We start from the raw sequence: 18,889 nt of genomic DNA on the forward strand, positions 1-18,889 counted from the left end.
GATTCACTACCCTAAGTTCTAATAACCAAATTTCTGAATAAGCCTAGTTATACGTGAACGTTAAGATGAATAAAACTGATTTAAACTCAATGAAAAGTGAATCTTATTCATTCTTGGTTGTTCTTAAGATATCAAGATCACTTAATAAAGAAAAATATGACAGATTTTTTCTATGTAATTTTAGGGTTTAATAGATGATAAAATAATGAATATTAATAACTTAAGATAAATTCTATCGAATATTAAGTGGATGAAATTGAGGGGTAAATTCAAAGAATGGTTTTATAGCTTATTAGATGCAATTTAGAAGTGAATGAATGAAACTCATCTAAAGATTAGAAAATATCAGTCTATTCACTGTGTGTGATTTCAAATCTAATTGTTAGATATCAAGGTTTAAACATTCTACTTATTCGTATCGGACAAATTTTAATCTTAAAATTGGCTACTTTAAAAGACATTGAATAATATCTTCTTTATTTCTAAATTAAACAAATTAAATTTTCTTAAATATAATATCGCATCTTTTTTACACAATTTCTTTACAATTCTTTATGTAATAATTTAATTGGAAACTAACACTTTTATATTATTAGACTCCTTAAAAAGTAATTTTAATGAAAAAAAACTGGCTGGTCAGAACAAATCAAACCATTACCTTTTTGCCCATGGTCATAGTTATATTTATAGGACTAATTGGCTATGAATGGGTACGTACAGAACTGGTCGGAAGCTGGATTCTTCTAATTGGCTTTATTCTGCTAGGCCGCTTTTTAAATGTAGTTCAGTCCGTTGTACTAAGTATTGTCATTTTTATTATTCTTTTTATTTATATTTTATTTAATGTCCAGGCTGACAGCATGGATATCAATACTCGCTTCTTGCAGCTTTTTATTCTACCTGTAGCGCCACTTCTACTTAGTATTTACTATGAAATGATGTCGACCAACATGCAAACCGACAATTTACTGGATACTTATCGTAAAAATCTGACCCATAAAACATTACCTATCAGTACTTATTTCTATACCCAAACTCAAGTTCAGGATATGTTAAATCTGAATCTGATTCCTCAATACGATGAAATTTATATAGAAATTACCAACCACAGTTTATTAAGAGATATGTTGCAGGTGGATGAACTAAAACTGTTGCAACAAAAAATTATCCATGTGCTGGAAAATAAGTTTGAAGTTCCTCACTTTTCCTTTACTGATAGCCGGCTCTCGGTCTTGCGCGTAATTACGATTGCCGATCGAGAATCTACTATTTCCAAACAACTGATTGAAAAAATCAAACAGATTGAACTGATTAAAACAGAGATTACTCATTTACCCCATCATCAGGGCCGACCCTCCTTGGAGGAACGCCTATGAGTCATTTTTTGCATGTCTGCGGTCTGATCGTTTCAGTCAATACACTGCCTGACCCGGTACTGAGTTCTTACTATCAACAATATTATCAATGTGAGCTTAAAACAGCCGATCCGGTTCAGCAGCAAGATTCCTCAGATATTAAGCAAATTCCAGCCTATTTCCCAGCTCCTAGGAAGTTATGGCCGATATTTAGCTTTGATCAAATACATTACGAAACTTATCAAAACATGAAAAATCAGGCTATTAAACCGGGTTTAATCATTCCTGAAAATTTCATGAAACCGTCAATCTACTTTCAGATCAAACAGGAGGTTTCGGAAGGTGCTATCCCGATTCTTGATCTAAGCAGTATTGAACCAAAGCGTTTTCGCGGACTTGCGACCCTCGCCACCAGTGCAGGTCTACGTCCCATGGCTGCCTATATACAGGATGGCTGGAATCCGAATCTCAAAACTTTACCTGCGGGACTTTACATTGTTCAGGCCAATCCAGGACAACTGCCTTTACCCGCCCGTTTAATTCAATCTGGTCAGCAACAATTTTACACCGCCTACCCACAAACTGCTTTCAATGGTACCGGAATTATCCTGAATCCTGAGGTGCCACTTGCCGAAAGTGAGATTGCTTATCCTGAATTGGGAATTTCCTGGACATTTTTAAATACACGCTTTGACAGCCAACTGAACCGGGTGCATACCAATCCACTCGGCTATATCTTGCTCTCAGCAGGAATCATCATCTTGCCATTACACCTGGTGCTCTCGACCCATTACCCTAATTTATTAAGCTTCTGGGGTACCTCAACTTCCTGGGCATCCGTTGTTGTGATCGTTATCTTAATGCTCATCCTCCTGATCACCATGTTATGGCGGAGGTTCAAAAAATCATGAGCATGATCGATATTCTGTTTATTACCGGCTTTATCGGGATCTGGATTCCACAGGCCTTTTGGGCCTGGCTCAGCTTTTCTGCCTGGCGTTATTCGATTCGAGCCAGTCAGGAACTGACCAATTTACCAATACCTGAACGTTGGCCCATGCTGAGTGTGCTGGTGCCGGCATATAACGAAGCACTGGTGATTGAAGATACCTTACGCTCTCTAGCTGCACAGGATTATCCGGCTGAAAGCTATGAAGTACTGCTGATTAATGATGCCTCCAAAGACAATACCCAGGAAATTGCCGATCGTATGGCAGCCGAATTTCCAGTCATTCGGGTCATCAATGTGCCTAAAGGTCAAGGCGGTAAAGGTAAATCCAGAACTTTGAATAACGGACTCAAACACGCCCGCGGAGAATTGATTGCGGTTTATGATGCGGACAGTACGCCAGAGCCGGATTGTGTACGGCTGATTGCCCAGACCTTGCTGGCAGATTCTAGTCTGGTCGCAGTGAATGGCAAAGTTCGTACCCGCAACTGGAAAGACAGCCCCCTTAGTACCTTTATCGCTATCGAGTTTATCTATTTCCAGTGGATTTTTCAGGGTGGACGCTGGCTGCGTTTCCGTCTTTCCACCCTAATGGGAACCAATTATGTGATCTGGCGAGATGCACTCGATATTCTAGGCGGATTTGACGAAAAATCCTTGGTCGATGACACCGAAATGAGTTACCGGATTTTTCTGGGACATAAACGGATTAAATGGGTGCCTTATGCCGTAGGCTGGCAACAGGATCCGGGTGACCTGAATATTTTTATCAAACAACGCTCACGTTGGACTCAAGGTAACTTTTATGTAACCCGTAAATATTTAAGAACAGCGCTCCGGCATCCTTTTCCAATCGGAATGGAAATCGGCAACAATATTATGTGTTACATCATTTTTGTGCCAGCCCTCTTCTTAAGTCATATGACGCTGGTGGTTGGTCTACTCGGTATTGATGGCACTACAATTCCCGGTCCTTTTACCTTGCTTTTCATCTTGGCCTTTATTCTTTATCTGGTCCAGATCTGGTTTACCCTCAGTCTGGAAAAAGAAGTGCCTAAACGATTTTACTTCTATGCCTTTATCGCTTATTTCTCCTATTCACAAGTATTTCTCCTGATTGTCTTTAAAGCCGCCTGGGACATGTTAAAAGGCAAAATCAAGGGTGAGGGAATTACTTGGTACAAGACAGAACGAAAGAAGGAAAAAAAATGATCATGCACATAAAAACAGCTCCTTTGAGATTAATGTCTTCACTTATCTTGGCATTGTCTAGTGCACCTCTCTATGCGGCCACCTGGAAGCTTGATGATGTAGTTGCACGGCATGTAGAGCAAACTGCACCTTACTTTTTTTATGTTGGAAAAGGTGAAAGCTGGCAGGATGTCCAGTTCAGCAGTCAGTTCGATGTACAGGGTAGCAGTACAGTGATTGTCCGGTATGACAATCAGCTGATTCATCAACAAAATTTGAGTGGTAAAGGCACATTAAATTTTAGCCTCCCCCCTGCCGACAGCGGTTTTCATCGGCTGGATATCAGTATTTTACAAAAACCAGGACCTGGACAAAGTACTGCCAATATTTGTCTTGAATCAAGCAATTTACTGACTACCTTGACTCAACCAAATCTGAGTTACCAATCGCAGCGTAACAGCATGCAGCTGAATCAACTCCCGGATGTCCTGTTCAATAGCCAATTGAACCGCTCAGAACCGGTACAGGCACTGCTAGGTTTTAATACGGCAAATTTCCTGGAAGCCACCATGATGAGTAGGCTGGCAACTGCCTGGAATTTTGCGACACCTGTGCAATGGCGGCTAAATACCACTCCTGAATCAGCACCTGATTTCATGATCAATATTCAGCGTTCGGCCGCAAAATTACCCGCAGCACGGATGAGTCTAAATCAGGTTAACCAGGTACCAAGCCTGACGATTGAATACTCTTCAGAATCCCAATTATTGATGGCCGTCAATGCCCTGCTCAATCAGCAATATCTGGCACAACTAAATACTGCAACAGCGAGTTTAAATGGCCCTGTCGCACGACCAAACTGGGCCAGTGTACGCCGTTTTGAAAGCTTGGCTGATCTGGGCATTTCCGATTTCAAACTAGACAATACTCCCAAAAATATTTCACTGGTCTTTCCTGCTGTTTGGGAAGCTACGGATATTTTAAAGGGTCAGCTTAATTTCCGTTCGCAAAGCGGACTCTTACAAGGCTCGACCTTACAGGTTTGGCTCAATGAAGTACTCGCAGGTAGTACCAGTCTGGCAAAACTGGATTCCAGCCCGGTTGAGCGGCAGTTTGAATTTGTAGGTGCAGATTATCCCTATACCAACAGCTTTAACATGACGGTGAGTAATAACCAGTTAAATAGCAATAATTGTCTACCTAATGCGGGTAATGCATTGTGGATTGATGCTAAAAAATCCAGGCTTAGTCTGCCTTACCAGATGAAACAGGGAGTCATCAGCCTGTCTACAGTTTTTGACAAGACTCCTGAAATTGCCATGAATACGCCTATAGCCACCCCCATCGCGATCAGCCTGGCTCAAGTTGCCAAGAACATGCTGCTCAGTAATGATCCAATTGGTCTGAATATCACCCAGCTGAATCCAAGTACACCTAAAACCATTAATATCCTGCTGAATGCCCAGCGTTATCAATCTGAATTGCAAGAATACAGTCAGATTCTTTACTTACCTACTACGGCAAATGGTAGTTTGATCACCGTCAGAAACGGGAATTTCTGGATTTATAGCGACAACAACCTCGGGGTAGAAAATTTTGCCCGCTTCTGGCCGCAAATCCAGCAGAAAATCCCGAACAATACTGCGGCCTTGTTTATTTCTGCCCAAGGACAAATTACCGTACTTAGTCAAACCGCTATAGAAAAAGCAGAAACCCCGATAATTGAACAGATTTCCATGCGAACTATTGCTATTATTCTTGTGATTGTTGCTGCGCTTATTATAGGGCTGCTGTTCTGGCGCAGAACTCGTAAGGCACAAAAAACCAAAGAAGAATAATGATGAAAAAATACCTGATTTTAGGCTTACTGGTGTTACTGGCACTTCCTACCTTAGCTTTTACTGGCTCTGCGTTTTTTATGGCACGTGCAGATGCTAAAGCGGTAACAGCGCCTAAAATTGAGGGTATTTTCTGGCAGGTTGACCAGATGAGTCACGCCTCCGGTAACTGGCACTTATTAGGCATCGATACGCTGGTCACTCAATGGAGTATTGTAGACGGACGCTCCTTTTTTAAAGAAATCTCCGGAGCCCAATGGCAACATCAGCCGGACTGGAATACGATTGCCGAACAACCCTGGTCCAAGCAGGTTATCTTAGGTCTGGCAGGCATTTTTCAGGAACCTGTGGCACGTGAAAATATTGACCAGCTCTTTTTACAATCCCAACAGATTATTAAAACTTCTCTTCCAGTTCAGCCTGCTGCTTATTATTTTCCTGTAGAAGCTGACCCAAGCTGGCATGGAGTTGCCAATATGGCGCGTTATGTTGCCGAGTTCCAACGACCGGTCTGGATCAGTATTTATAGTGCAGACCGAAAATCACGGTTTTTACATTACTGGCTTGAAAGCTGGTTACCTGATAATGCCCAAGTCTTTTTTCAGGATGGCGTCGGTGTAGGCACGCGCAGCCCCGAAGAAGCGGCGGTGATTTATCAAAACCTTAAACATCAGGTTGGTGACAAAAGAGTTGTGATTATTCTCGAAGCTTTCCGGCCTAAACCGGGAGGCGGCTTTCGTGCAGCTTATCCTTGGGAAATTGCAAAACAGTTGAAAGCTTATGCTGGCGAGCGTGTCTATATTTTTGATGGTCCACATTATTTAAATAAAGCCAGTGTGCTCTGGCTTTATTTGTGGATGAAAATCAATTACTAAGCTCTGACTGTTAAATCTTGCAGCATCTGTTCTAAAATACGTTCCGAAGCATGACCATCACCAAATGGATTTTCGACTTCTGCATGTTGTCGATAATAGGCTGAATCATCCATTAGACGAGAAAACTCTTGTACGATTTTGGCCTGGTCGGTACCGACCAGTATTCCACAACCTGCTTCAACCACTTCCGGGCGTTCAGTTACATCCCGCAGTATGAGCACCGGTTTTTGATAGGTGGGGCTTTCTTCCTGAATACCGCCTGAATCAGTCATAATAAAATAGGCTGCACCTAAAACAGCCAGTAAGTCCGGATAATCCAGAGGTTTTAACAAATGTACCTGCGGATGATCCAGAAACTCGCGATAGGCAATTTTATATACCTGCGGATTGAGATGCACAGGCCAGGCAAAATGCAGCTCTGGATAACGGCGACATAGTGTATGGATGGCGGCACAGATATTTTGAATACCTTCACCAAAATTTTCCCGTCGATGCGCGGTCAGCAAGACCAGTTTATCTTGTTCACTTAATTTCAGCCCCATTCGCTCTAACCTTTGCTGAGACTGCTGAGAAGAAGATTGCATTAAATCACGGGCATGATAAATAGCATCAACCACGGTATTACCGGTAATAAAAATCTGCTGGTCTCGAATATTTTCCTGACGCAAATTTTCTGCAGAACGTCGGGTCGGTGCAAAATGCCACTGGGCCAAGCGGGAAACCAGTTGTCGGTTACCTTCTTCCGGAAATGGATGCATCAGATCAAAAGAGCGTAATCCGGCTTCAACATGCGCCAGATGAATATTCAGGTTAAAGGCCACCAGAGCACCTGCAAGTACAGTGGTGGTATCCCCTTGCACTATAATTACATCACATTTCGGCATGTCACGATATACTTGATCGAGTTCGGTCAATGCCTTGCTTAATAGAATATTTAGACTTTTGCCAGGTTGCATGATTTGCAGATGATGATCAATCTTGATTTGGAAAAACTCGATCGCATCCTGTACCAATTCCAGATGCTGACCGGTAAATACCACACTGACTCTAAATCGTGAATCCTGCTGGGCTTTTAAGATGACTGGTGCTAATTTAATCAGTTCAGGGCGAGTACCAAAAATAAAAGAAAGATCAATCGGCATGGTTAAAAGCTCCAGTAATAAGTCAGTTCCACTCGGGTATTATCAAAAGTTCTTTTTCCAGACTCAGGTGCCCCATTTACATATTTGCCATACATCTGTTCAATACGTAGCTTGACCGGGAAGTCTACAGGTTGCCAAGCTATACCCGGTCCCAGCTCTGCCAGGTTGTTATAAAACTCGTTATTGGAGTCATTAATCGTATGTAGCTTCAAATAAGTCTGGATATTGCCTAGATGATCCCGGTTAAAGTTCCAACCGGTACGCAAGCGCAGGTCGCCAATTACATTATAATCTTCACGTGAATAGCTCGCTGCATTGCCATACAGTTCGGCAAAATACTGAGTCTTCTGGGTAACCGGACTATGACTGGTTTCGGAATCATGCCAATACCATTCCTGATAACTGGTCAAACCAAAATTAATACTTTCCCTGAATTTGTCTCGGTTTAAATCGATTAGATCATAACTTCCGCCGAGTTCCAGATATAGATAGAGCGGCCATTCCCAAGGACGGTAATTTGTTCCAACACCGACAATGGCTGCATTCTGGTCAATAATCTCAGGTCGCGCACCGCCGGTAGATTGGGTATCCCTGTTAATGCTGGCAAAGCCATAAATCTGGCCACGGTTCTCTTCTCCCCAATAACGTCCATAACGGAGCTTCAAAGGCAAGATGGCTGTGTCATAACGTCCTTCAAAAGAAGGAGAAAAATAGATATCAGCAAAGGTATTTTGAGTCTGACCACTTGTTGTTCCACTTAAATTGAGTACTGCTTGTTCGGCTTTTGCTGCAGTTTCAGGATTTGAGGAACTTTGCAGTTTTTTAAATATTTCTAAAGCTTCGGGATTACGCTGAGCAGCATTCAACAGATAGGCTTTTTGCAACAACAATTGTTCATCATCTGGCGTTAATTCAAGAGTTCGATCAATATAAATTAAAGCTTCGGGATTATTATTTTTTCGCATTTCCAGATATGTCCAGGTTTTCCAGACTTTTGGATCCTCCGGCGATTTCTGGCTAATTTGCTGCAAAAGATGCGTTGCCTGCTCTGGGTTGTTTTTTTCTATTTGGTAATATTGTTCCCATAACGCATAAATCTCTGAATTATTTTCTGCTCGAGTTTCTGCCTGAATAGAAATACTCAAGAGAAATAAACAAGTACTTGAAATTATGATTAATTTTTTCATTTTAATGAGATATATTGAATATTCTATATCACTATAACAGTTATTTATTTTTCAATTTCTCGTGAGTTAAGCGCGGTTACCAAACTATATATATTCTTTATAAAAAGTAACTTAATTAAAAATTTAGCCTTATTTTTTAAAATATTCCTTTAATAAATGGCTGTTTTAGCTTTAACGTAACTAATCATGATAAAAGTCGTCCCACTATCAATGAATAACCTCAACCCCCACGTAAATCTTAAAATTCTTCCCGCTGTAATTCATTTACCGTTCGCCCCTGCTTTGCAAACCACTGATCACGACGTTCAAACAAGCGTGGCGCCGCCTTATTTACTTGATCAATTAGAGCCTGTAAATCGGCATTGATCAAGCGACCATTTTTAACCACAATTTGTCCCGCCACCATCGTCATCACGACATCTTGGCCTTGAACTGCATGCACTAAATTGGTATGCAAATTAAATAATTTTCCATGATCAATCAACGGTGTCATCCGTGGTGTATCCAATCTAACTGCAATCAGGTCAGCCTGTTTACCAACTTCCAATGAACCAATTTCATCTTGCATACCCAAAGCTTTAGCTCCTGTGACAGTCGCCATTTGGCAGACTGACCAGGCATCCAGAGCAGCCGCATCTAAATTCGAGAACTTTGCTAATAATGACGCCGTTTTCATTTCTTCAAATAGATCCAGGTTATTGTTTTCTTTTTCTCCGTCAGTACCCAAACCCACCGCGACACCTTGACGTAGCATTTCAACCACAGGGGCTGCACCGGAGGCCAATTTCATATTGGAAATCGGATTATGGGCGACACCGACCGCATGCCGCCTTAAAATCTGAATTTCATTTGCATCTGCCCAGACGCAATGTGCCAACAGGGTTTTAGGCAGATCTAGCAAGCCTAGCTTTTGCAGACTTTCAATCGGGCGAATACCTGAACGGCGCAGGTTTTCCTGTACATCAAATTGGCTTTCATTGCTGTGGGTATGAAAACCGGTTTGATAATCCTGACAAAGTTTCTCAATACGGCTTAATGCTGAAGCTTCCGCATAAAACAGGTGCTCTAAACCCACCCAAACCTGAATACGTCCATTCGCCTGCTGATGCCAACGATTGATTAAGGCCTCATTACTTTTTAAGGTTTCAAAATAATTGTGATCCGGATGCTCTGCGACATAAGGCACTAGAACGGCACGAATCCCTAAGGCTTTTGCTGCCTCCGCACTACCCTCCATATAACGCCACATATCGACAATAGTGGTGGTTCCCGACAAAAGTGCCTCAGCATAACACAAATAAGAAGCAATTTTCGCATCTTCGGGTGTCAACACCCGGTGCATGGGGTCAATATACTGCTGTAACCAATCCCAAACCGGTAATCCTTCAGCCGTGCCGCACAATAAACCGGAATGACAATGGGTATTGATCAAGCCCGGCATCAGGATCGTTTGTGGGTAATCCTCAATGAGCCCCTCTGGATAGCATTGAGTTAATTGCGCCAATGTACCCACTGCTTTTATTTGGTCGTCCTCAATCAGTATCGCGCCATTTTTAATGCATTCATTCTGCGCATTCATGATAAGGACATAGGAAGCTGTTAAAATTTTCATGATTTATACTCAAATCTATTCTATTTATGATGAATGGCTGCGGTTATGGCACGAAGGTTTTGCCTAAAGAAGATGGTAAATTCATTTTCAACACTTTTTTATTCCGCGAAATCATGACCAGTACCACAATGGTGGCTATATAGGGCAATGCGGCCAGCAGCTCGTTGGGAACCTTGATTCCAAGCGCCTGGGCATGAAATTGTAAAATGGTGACGCCACCAAACAGGTAAGCGCCGAGCATTAAACGTGTTGGTTTCCACACCGCAAACACCACCAGTGCAATCGCAATCCAGCCGCGACCAGCCACCATATTCTCAATCCACATCGGGGTATAGACGGTTGATAAAAATGCTCCACCAACCCCTGCCATCAAACCGCCAAATAGCACTGCGCCATAACGAATCGCCAACACGTGATAACCCATGGCATGCGCACTTTCCGGTGATTCTCCAACTGCTTTAAGCAATAAGCCCAAACGGGTTTTATCCAAGACAAACCACACCAGAAAGAAGATCAAGATCGACAAATACACCACATAGTTTTGCTGGAATAAAATCGGACCCAATACTGGAATATCCGCTAATAGTGGAATATTAAAATTAGCCAGACCCGGTAAAGCCATACTGACGTAGTTCTGACCCAAAAATGCAGAAATGCCGAGTCCAAAAATAGTTAAAGCCAAACCGCACGCGGATTGATTGGTACTTAAAGACAAGGTAAAAAGGGCAAAAATCAGGGCCATCAACATGCCTGCCAGACCACCCATCAATAAGGCACTTAACACACTGGCATTATATTCCGCAGCAAAGGCAAAACCTGCAATTGCACCGACCAGCATCATCCCTTCTACTCCAAGATTAATCACACCAGTCCGCTGTGTGACCAATTCCCCCAGACCTGCGAAAATCAGTGGTGTTGCTGCCGCAACAGTACCTGCAAGAATTGCAGTTATTTCTAAAGCCATATCATGCTTCCTTTTGCTGTAGACAACATTGGGTTAAAGGGTGGTTGCTGTGGGCTGAGGGACAGGCGGCGCCATTTTTTTGCTAAACCGGTAACGGTTTTCAATCAATGCATCGGAAGCCAACAGGAAAAACAACAGCAGCCCCTGGAAAATACCGGTAATCGCGACCGGAAGCTGGAGCTGCATTTGTGCCATTTCGCCGCCCAGATAAATCAGCGCCATAAAACAGCCTGACAGCACAATACCGATGGGGTTTAAGCGCCCTAGATAGGCCACGATAATCGCTGCATAGCCATAACCTGGGGACAGGTTCGGATTCAGCTGTCCAATAGGCCCCGCCACTTCACAGATTCCGGCAATACCTGCCATCATTCCGGAAATCACCAGACTCATCCAGATCGCTTTGGAGGAAGAAAAACCTGCGTATTTGGCAGCTAAAGGTGCCTGACCGCTGACTTCCAGCTTATAGGCCGTCAGACTTTTACGCATAAAAACCCAGAACAGAAGGACTGCAAAAAGAGTGATAAAGATAGAGGCATTAATGCGTGTGCCTTCTACAATGAATGGCAGCGTAGCACTCTCATTAAAAACCACCGATTGTGGAAAATTCATACCGTCCGGATCACGCCAGGGACCATTGACCAGGTATAGCAACACACATACTGCGACATAATTCATCATCAGGGTGGTCAGGGTTTCTTCAGCATTAAAATGGGTTTTCAGTAAGGCAGGAATTGCACCCCAGAGTGCCCCACCAAGTGCGCCCATGACGATCATTAACGGGAGAACCCACCAACCGATTTGATCATGAAATAAAATCGCAATACCACCACCAAAAATTGCCCCGATGGTAAGCTGACCTTCAGCACCGATATTGAATAATTTCGCCCGGAATCCGACCGCCAGTCCCAAGGCAATCAGAATCAGAGGCCCGGCTTTCACTGCCAGTTCACTCCAGCCATAAGAGGATGTCAGCGGTTCAATAAAGAAGATGTACATGGCTTGCGCGGGATTAATCCCCAACATTAAAAACAGAATACTGCCGACAATCAGCATGGCCAGCAGCGCAATGAGCGGTGAAAGCCACTTCATGATTTGAGATGGATGTTCACGCGGTTCCAGTAAATGCATGTCGCTCTCCTCTCAACCTGTATATTTGTTTTTTTGTTATATTAAGCATGAGCTTGCTGCTCCTCTACTATGATCGCAGTGTCATGGCCTGGAATGCCTGACATCAAGATTCCAACATTTTCAGTATTGGTTTCATGAGTAGGTATCGCTGGAGATAGTTCACCATTGGCCAACACGCAGAGACGATCACTGATTTCAAACAGCTCTTCTAATTCTTCTGAAATCACCAAAATGGCAACACCTTGTCGAGAGAGATCAATCAGGGTTTGCCGGATAAACATGGACGCGCCCACATCAACGCCCCAGGTCGGTTGAGCCACAATCAGGAATTTCGGGTTTTGCAAAATTTCCCGGCCGACAATAAATTTTTGTAGATTTCCACCGGACAAGGAACGTGCTTCTGCCTCTGCACCACTGGCTTTCACCCCGAATTTTTCAATACAGTGCTCGGCAAAAAGCTTACATTGCAAAAACTTGATTAATCCCCATTGCGTCAGGTTCTGCCGAAATGCAGTCAGTAAGGCATTCTGGGACAGTGTCATGTTCGGAACTGCTCCTCGGCCCAAACGTTCTTCAGGGACAAAGCCCAGGCCCAAGTCACGCCGTTGTCCAGGACTGAATCGGGAAATATCGATTTGATCCAGAACCATCCGGCCATGTTTCAGGCTGTTTTCACCCGACAATAAAGACAGTAATTCTGCTTGCCCATTGCCAGAAATCCCGGCAATACCGACAATTTCACCGGCACAAATATTTAAATTGATATTTTTCAGCGACACGCCAAATGGGTCATCAGACTGGTAAGCCAGATTCTCGACTTGGAATAGCACCTGTTTTTCACCTGTATATTCAGGGCGTAGATAGGTCGGTAAATCACGGCCAATCATTAAACGTGCTAAATCACTGGTGCTGTTTTTTTTAGGATCGACATTTCCGGTCACACGGCCATTGCGCAAGATGGTTGCTTCATCACAAAGTTCTTTGATCTCGTGTAATTTATGACTGATATATAAAATTGAAACGCCTTGGGAGGCCAATAACCGTAAAGTTTTAAACAGTTGCCGTACCGCTTGTGGTGTCAATACTGAAGTCGGTTCATCTAAAATGATTAAAGCGGGATTTTGCAAAAGGCAGCGAATAATTTCGACACGTTGCCGCTCACCTACCGATAAAGAATGTACTTCGCGGCGTGGATCAATGGGTAAACCATATTGTTCTGAAACTTCAATAATTTTTTGGCTCAGGACTTTTAAATGAATCTTTTCATCCAGTCCCAGCAAAATATTTTCCACCACGGTCAAGGTTTCAAATAAAGAGAAATGCTGATAGACCATGCCAATCCCGAGTTTTCTTGCCATCGACGGGTTATCAATATGAACTTCTTTACCGTTCCAGAGGATTTGTCCTTGATTGGCCTTGGTTGCCCCATAAATGATTTTCATCAGGGTACTTTTGCCAGCACCATTTTCACCCAAAATGGCATGAATTTGCCCAGGTTGAACGGTTAAATGTATCTGGTCATTCGCTTTCAATGAATTGTAACTTTTACAGATATTGATGAGCTGTAAACGCGGTACACCTGAAGAAGAACGTGCGTTCAACTCTTGCGCATGAGCAGATCTATCGTGTTGAGAGGTCATCATCAGTGCCCTATTCAATGCTGTGACAGTGCGGCATCCATCTGAAGCGTGCAGGCATTCAGATGGATGCGGGAAAGTACATCAAAGTATTTAAAGTTTTTTGAATTGCAAAATGACAAAGCTTTATTTCGGTAATGAACCCTCTACGCCCTTCACGTAGTAATTCATTTTGCTTAGTGCCGCATCATCTAGGCGCTTGCCCTTTGCCAAGACCAATGTGCCATCCTGTTTATGAATCGGGCCGGTAAATGGATGCAATGTGCCTTTTAAAATACCGTCACGTACGCTGAGTGCTTTTGCTTTAGAGGCTGCCGACACGGAAGGACCAAAGCTTTCAATATCGACTGCTTTTTGTTTCACGCCGTACCACATTGCACTTGGTTTCCAGGTTTTATTGCTGACTTGCATCATTACCGGGGTGTAAATTTTTTCCCAATGTAAAACCGATGCGGCAAGATGCGCTTTAGGGCCAAATTTGCTCATGTCAGAGTCCCAGCCAAAAGCAAAGACACCTTTTTGTTCAGCCGCCTGTACCACTGCCGGAGAATCGGTATTTTGCATCAGCACATCTGCACCTTGAGCAATCAATGCCAAGGCTGCATCACGCTCTTTGCCCGGGTTAAACCATGAATTCACCCAAATGACTTTGGTTTTAATTTTTGGATTTACACTTTGTGCACCGAGGGTATAGGCATTGATATTACGGATGACTTCAGGAATCGGAAAAGACGCAACTACACCCAAAACATTATTTTTGGTTTTTTGCCCTGCGACCACACCCAGCATATAAGCGCCTTCATAGGTACGGACATCATACACTCCTAAATTTTTCCCCTGCTTATAACCGGTTGCATGCATAAATACTGTATTGGGAAATTGCTTGGATACTTTCTCCATTGCATTCATATAACCAAACGAAGTCGCAAAAATGACTTTATTGCCTTGTTGTGCCAGGTTGCGGATCACACGTTCGGCATCTGCTGTTTCAGGGACATTTTCGATATAAGAGGTTTTATATTTTCCTGCGAGGGTTTTTTCAGCCTTAATCCGGCCCTGATCGTGAGAATAGGTCCAGCCATGGTCGCTGGTTGGGCCAATATAAACAAATGCGGCTTTATCTTGGGCCTGAACATTGGCGACAGCGGCCATGCCCATTACACCACTTGCCATTAATACCCCTACCAATTTTTTCAATCCGGTTTTCAAGCTATTTTTTTCTTTCATTCTATTCTGCTCTTGGTTGTTCTGTGTCATGCAACACATGCTTTAAAATGACTTCACGCAAATGTGCTCAGTCTGTTCAAGATATAATTAGCAATAAGCATTCCAGTTTTTATAAAAATAATAGAAATAGGGTTTTAAAATAAAATGTTTTTTGTTTTTATAATTTAATTAAGGCGTAATGATGTTAAATTTATAAAAGCTTATTTTGTGATTGATAGGGAATTTAATTTATAAAATGGATTTATTTTTTATTTTTGCTTATAAGTGGTGCGATAAAATAAAATGCCTTAAATTTGCGCATTCCTTTTTTAATCCAAGCTTCATATTTTTCATGAGCAAAGATAAATTAAAATGATAGAACCATGTATTGAGCTTCATTGAGGGATTGGAATTTTTTTTATATAAGTTACTAATATTAGACCTCTTTCATAAATCATTTTTTACTCAGCTCCAAGTTATAAATTCCAGCAATTAGATTGAATCTCAAACCGAGTCTTTTAGCTCTATTGCGATAACGTTCCGCAAGGATCTTGAAAGTTTTTAGACTGCCAAATACATGCTCAATTGCTATTCTTCTTTTATTGATTTCCTGATTATAGATTTTTAGTTCAGGATCCAATTTACAGCGTCTTTTGGCTTTTAAGGGCAACAGGCTATTGGGATACAAAGTATAAATCCCCTGATAACCTTTATCCGCAAGAACAAAGGCTCCTGAAGGAATCTGGTTTAAATTGCGTTTGAACAACTCGAAATCATGCACTGCACCGCGACTGCTACATAAACTCAGAATTTGCTGAGTCTTGTAGTGAATCATGGCCTGTACTTTAAAGGTATGGGGCTTTTTCTTGCCGCTATAGCTTTTCTTCTGTTTTTTTGGGCCTTTGTATTGGAATTTCCGTGGCATCCACGATCACAACATTCCAGTCAATGCCTTCGCCCTCGGGTAAATCTTTCGGTAAATTAAAAAGATTGGACCGAATCAGGCAGTCTTCAACATGACGGACAATTCTTGAGGCTGTGGGCTCTGAAACCCCGTAACTCGTTGCAACGTGAAATAAGGTTCGGTATTCCCGCCAATAGCTCAGACAGAGCAGAACCTGGTCTTCCAGGCTTAACTTGGGCGGTCTGCCTTTGACAGGAACATGTTTCTTCAATTGCTCAACCATCAAATAGAAAGTTGACCATGAGATGCCCGTGTATCGCTTGAACTGAGGATCAGAAAGCTTGTTTGAATCGATGTATTTCATCCGCAGATTATGCACGAATGCCAAGAAATTAGGAGTGCAAATATTAACCAAAAAGAAGATCATTTTTTGATTTATGAAAGAGATCTATTAAAATATATTAATATTTTTTATAATTCAATTTAGCTTGTAATGTACTGAGGGGGTAATGTTCTAAAGATATTATTCTTTTCTCTCCTCATTGAAGGAGGTGGGAACTCGCTAATCGAAGCTTGCCTAGATTGATTTATTTTAATTTCTAAATTTTAACAATATTACTCATTTTTAATCAAAGAATAAGGAAATATAAATAATATTTTTATTATTTAAAAATAATATAAATAAAAACCACTATATTAGAATATAGGGTTTCTATTTAAAATTTAATCTATATTTTTTAATTTTAAAATATATTAGACCACATAACGTTTACTTAATCCCCACTCAGCTAAGATTCGACGGTAAGTCGTTGAAGAGCGATCCGCTTCAAAATGTGCTTCCATGGAAATATCGAGCGGTAATTCTTCAGGTTTCTGGCTTTCCACCATGTCCTGATCTTCGGCAAAAATTTGTGCATTGAAGTCATATACTGCCTGTAAATCTCCTGTGGTATCGAAGTTACGTGTCAGTGGCACAAATAAACGGGTTTTATTGTGTGAGACCGGACAACAAGCATTGAGAATTTTTAATTGTCCCTGTTCTGGGAAATGTACGGTAAGCACCGCAGAAAACGGTGGATAGACATCAAATACCCGTTTCCACAAAAAGCCTTCCGGCGCCAGATCTTGCATCCCATGCGGATAGTTGCTGACATCACTGACATATTCGGTATGTAAACCATATTCGGTCCGTGCTGTTGAATATTTGGGCACTACCTGATTTTCAGGATCTGCGAAAGAACCCTGATGAACCCAGGCAAAATGTGCAACATCAATAAAGCCTTCCAGTTGACGGCCACTTGAGCCGCCAATATCCACAAACGGCGGTAAAATTGCCTGATGATCTGGCATCTCCCAGGTATCTAAAACAGGAAAATTGGCTTTTGCTTCGTCACGGCCAAAAATACTGGTCCAGATCAAGCCATATTTTTGCACTACTGGAAATTTGGTCAGAGAAAAGCGCTCAGAAATGTTGGTCAGCTCGGGTTGTGCAGGAATTTTGATACATTTTCCCTGGCCATTGTAGTGTAAGCCATGATAAGGACAGACCAGATTTTCACCCGAAACCCAGCCTTTGGTTAAGGGTACGCCCCGGTGTGGACAGAGATCACGAACCAGGTGAATTGCACCACTGTCTGTTTTATACAGTGCAAGTTTGACATCAAGCAGGGTTACTTGTTGCGGTTGGGTAGAAACGTCCTGAATCCGTGCAACCGGATACCAGTGACGAGCCAGAATTTCCCAGTCCTGATCATCAAACTGGCTATAGCAGGGTTTGTTGAATAAATTGATGACTGGAATGGCGTTCATATCAAACCTATATTCTTACTGTGGATGGTCTCTTTTTACAGGCCTTGAACAGTACAGAACTGTGCAATTTTGGCTTTGCTTATGATTGAAATTACTTAATTTATTGTCATTCTGTCTATTAGAATGATTCGTACTATTCATTCTTAAAATTAGAACACATCAACCATGTACAAATGTACTTGCCGATTAAAGCTACCTTCTTTGGCATAAAACTCGCATAAACACGTTTATCTCAAATATTGATATAAATAAACGGTGGTACTTGCTTGACTAGGGCGTGTCATCAATTACCTTGAGGAAAACCACCTTGTCCCCATTATACTTTTATGACTAAACGCTATGCCTTAAGAGATGATCAATGGGAACAGATTAAAGATCTGTTACCTGGACGAATGGGTACTGTTGGAGTAACGGCCAAAGACAACCGACTATTTGTTGAAGCAGTATTGTATCGGTATCGTTCAGGTATCCCGTGGCGAGACTTACCAGAACGCTTTGGTGATTTTAGAGTCGTGCATACTCGTTTTAGCCGTTGGGCTAAAACAGGTGTGTGGCAGAGGGTCTTTGAAGTGCTGTCACATGACAGTGATAATGAATACGCCATGTTAGACTCCACCATTGTACGTGCTCATCAACACAGCGCTGGGAAAAAAAAATCAGGCGATTGGACGCAGTAAAGGTGGCTTAAGCACCAAAATTCATGCCCGTACTGATGCTTTAGGCAACCCAACAGGATTTTATCTCACTGATGGGCAGGCCCATGACTTAAACGGTTCAGATGTGTTGCTGGACTTATCGTTGAGCCAGACCTGGCTTATGGATAAAGCCTACAACTCCAGGGATCGGGTCATTGCTCCAATTTTAGCGGCGAAGGGTCAAATTGTGATGCCAGCGAAAAGTAATTCTATTGATCAGCGTGATTATGACCGACATCTCTACAAGGCAAGACATCTGATCGAGAACTTTTTTGCCAAGCTCAAGCAGTATCGTGCTATTGCCACACGCTATGATAAATTGGCTCAAAACTTCTTATCAGCGATCTACTTAGCATCAACAATCATCTCCATTAATTGATGACACGCCCTAGTT

General features: G+C 42.2%; 15 protein-coding genes and 1 pseudogene. 6 read left to right on the forward strand and 10 right to left on the reverse strand.

Features of this window, described 5'->3' with window-relative positions; all coding sequences use genetic code 11:
• Nucleotides 1-617 precede the first annotated feature (617 nt).
• Genes ACNPNW_RS00820 through ACNPNW_RS00840 form a run of 5 tightly spaced genes read left to right on the forward strand, consistent with a single transcriptional unit; the run spans nucleotide 618 to nucleotide 6,208 of the window.
• Entirely contained in the window at nucleotides 618-1,376 is a 759-nt protein-coding gene (locus tag ACNPNW_RS00820) for a hypothetical protein (protein ID WP_253101285.1), read from the forward strand.
• Nucleotides 1,373-2,266 (forward strand): hypothetical protein, encoded by an 894-nt coding sequence (locus ACNPNW_RS00825; RefSeq protein WP_253101282.1) that lies wholly within the window; start codon nucleotides 1,373-1,375, stop codon nucleotides 2,264-2,266. Before ACNPNW_RS00820 ends, ACNPNW_RS00825 begins: the two co-directional genes overlap by 4 nt.
• The gene (locus tag ACNPNW_RS00830) at nucleotides 2,263-3,516 is read left to right on the forward strand and encodes a glycosyltransferase family 2 protein (RefSeq protein ID WP_253101279.1); all 1,254 of its coding nucleotides are present in this window, start codon (nucleotides 2,263-2,265) and stop codon (nucleotides 3,514-3,516) included. The genes ACNPNW_RS00825 and ACNPNW_RS00830 overlap by 4 nt, the downstream gene beginning before the upstream one ends.
• Nucleotides 3,513-5,333, forward strand: coding sequence for a hypothetical protein (locus ACNPNW_RS00835; protein ID WP_338149774.1), 1,821 nt, complete (start codon nucleotides 3,513-3,515; stop codon nucleotides 5,331-5,333). Before ACNPNW_RS00830 ends, ACNPNW_RS00835 begins: the two co-directional genes overlap by 4 nt.
• On the forward strand, nucleotides 5,333-6,208 hold the full coding sequence (locus ACNPNW_RS00840) for an alpha-amylase family protein (protein WP_253101274.1): 876 nt from the start codon (nucleotides 5,333-5,335) through the stop codon (nucleotides 6,206-6,208). The genes ACNPNW_RS00835 and ACNPNW_RS00840 overlap by 1 nt, the downstream gene beginning before the upstream one ends.
• On the opposite strand, the gene wecB is transcribed toward ACNPNW_RS00840, so the two are convergent.
• The 10 genes from wecB to ACNPNW_RS00890 all read right to left on the reverse strand — a co-directional run bounded on the left by wecB (nucleotide 6,205) and on the right by ACNPNW_RS00890 (nucleotide 17,800).
• Nucleotides 6,205-7,350 (reverse strand): non-hydrolyzing UDP-N-acetylglucosamine 2-epimerase, encoded by a 1,146-nt coding sequence (gene wecB / locus ACNPNW_RS00845; RefSeq protein WP_253101270.1) that lies wholly within the window; start codon nucleotides 7,348-7,350, stop codon nucleotides 6,205-6,207. The genes ACNPNW_RS00840 and wecB overlap by 4 nt on opposite strands.
• A 2-nt stretch (nucleotides 7,351-7,352) precedes the next feature.
• On the reverse strand, nucleotides 7,353-8,537 hold the full coding sequence (locus ACNPNW_RS00850) for a tetratricopeptide repeat protein (RefSeq protein WP_247143396.1): 1,185 nt from the start codon (nucleotides 8,535-8,537) through the stop codon (nucleotides 7,353-7,355).
• Nucleotides 8,538-8,775: 238 nt separating this feature from the next.
• Nucleotides 8,776-10,149 (reverse strand): amidohydrolase family protein, encoded by a 1,374-nt coding sequence (locus ACNPNW_RS00855; protein WP_247143395.1) that lies wholly within the window; start codon nucleotides 10,147-10,149, stop codon nucleotides 8,776-8,778.
• A gap of 43 nt (nucleotides 10,150-10,192) precedes the next feature.
• Nucleotides 10,193-11,113: an ABC transporter permease gene (locus tag ACNPNW_RS00860; RefSeq protein WP_247143394.1), complete on the reverse strand. Its 921-nt coding sequence runs from the start codon at nucleotides 11,111-11,113 to the stop codon at nucleotides 10,193-10,195.
• Nucleotides 11,114-11,146: 33 nt separating this feature from the next.
• Nucleotides 11,147-12,244 carry an ABC transporter permease gene (locus ACNPNW_RS00865; RefSeq protein WP_247143393.1) on the reverse strand — a complete coding sequence of 366 codons (1,098 nt, stop codon included), beginning with the start codon at nucleotides 12,242-12,244 and terminating at the stop codon, nucleotides 11,147-11,149.
• A gap of 41 nt (nucleotides 12,245-12,285) precedes the next feature.
• Nucleotides 12,286-13,887 carry an ABC transporter ATP-binding protein gene (locus ACNPNW_RS00870; RefSeq protein ID WP_448766397.1) on the reverse strand — a complete coding sequence of 534 codons (1,602 nt, stop codon included), beginning with the start codon at nucleotides 13,885-13,887 and terminating at the stop codon, nucleotides 12,286-12,288.
• Between the two features lie 120 nt (nucleotides 13,888-14,007).
• Nucleotides 14,008-15,108, reverse strand: coding sequence for a BMP family ABC transporter substrate-binding protein (locus tag ACNPNW_RS00875; protein ID WP_086044849.1), 1,101 nt, complete (start codon nucleotides 15,106-15,108; stop codon nucleotides 14,008-14,010).
• Nucleotides 15,109-15,541: 433 nt separating this feature from the next.
• Nucleotides 15,542-16,012, reverse strand: a complete 471-nt coding sequence (locus ACNPNW_RS00880) for a transposase family protein (RefSeq protein ID WP_086044848.1) — start codon at nucleotides 16,010-16,012, stop codon at nucleotides 15,542-15,544.
• Nucleotides 15,960-16,355, reverse strand: a complete 396-nt coding sequence (locus ACNPNW_RS00885; RefSeq protein ID WP_071850805.1) for a transposase family protein — start codon at nucleotides 16,353-16,355, stop codon at nucleotides 15,960-15,962. Before ACNPNW_RS00885 ends, ACNPNW_RS00880 begins: the two co-directional genes overlap by 53 nt.
• Nucleotides 16,356-16,744: 389 nt before the next feature.
• A complete protein-coding gene (locus ACNPNW_RS00890) occupies nucleotides 16,745-17,800 on the reverse strand; it encodes a Rieske 2Fe-2S domain-containing protein (RefSeq protein WP_086044847.1) in 1,056 nt (351 codons plus the stop codon).
• 326 nt (nucleotides 17,801-18,126) lie between these two features.
• Between ACNPNW_RS00890 and ACNPNW_RS00895 the strand changes: the two are divergent.
• Nucleotides 18,127-18,874: pseudogene (locus tag ACNPNW_RS00895) on the forward strand (IS5 family transposase).
• Nucleotides 18,875-18,889: the final 15 nt, after the last annotated feature.

Source organism: Acinetobacter endophylla, assembly GCF_053543775.1.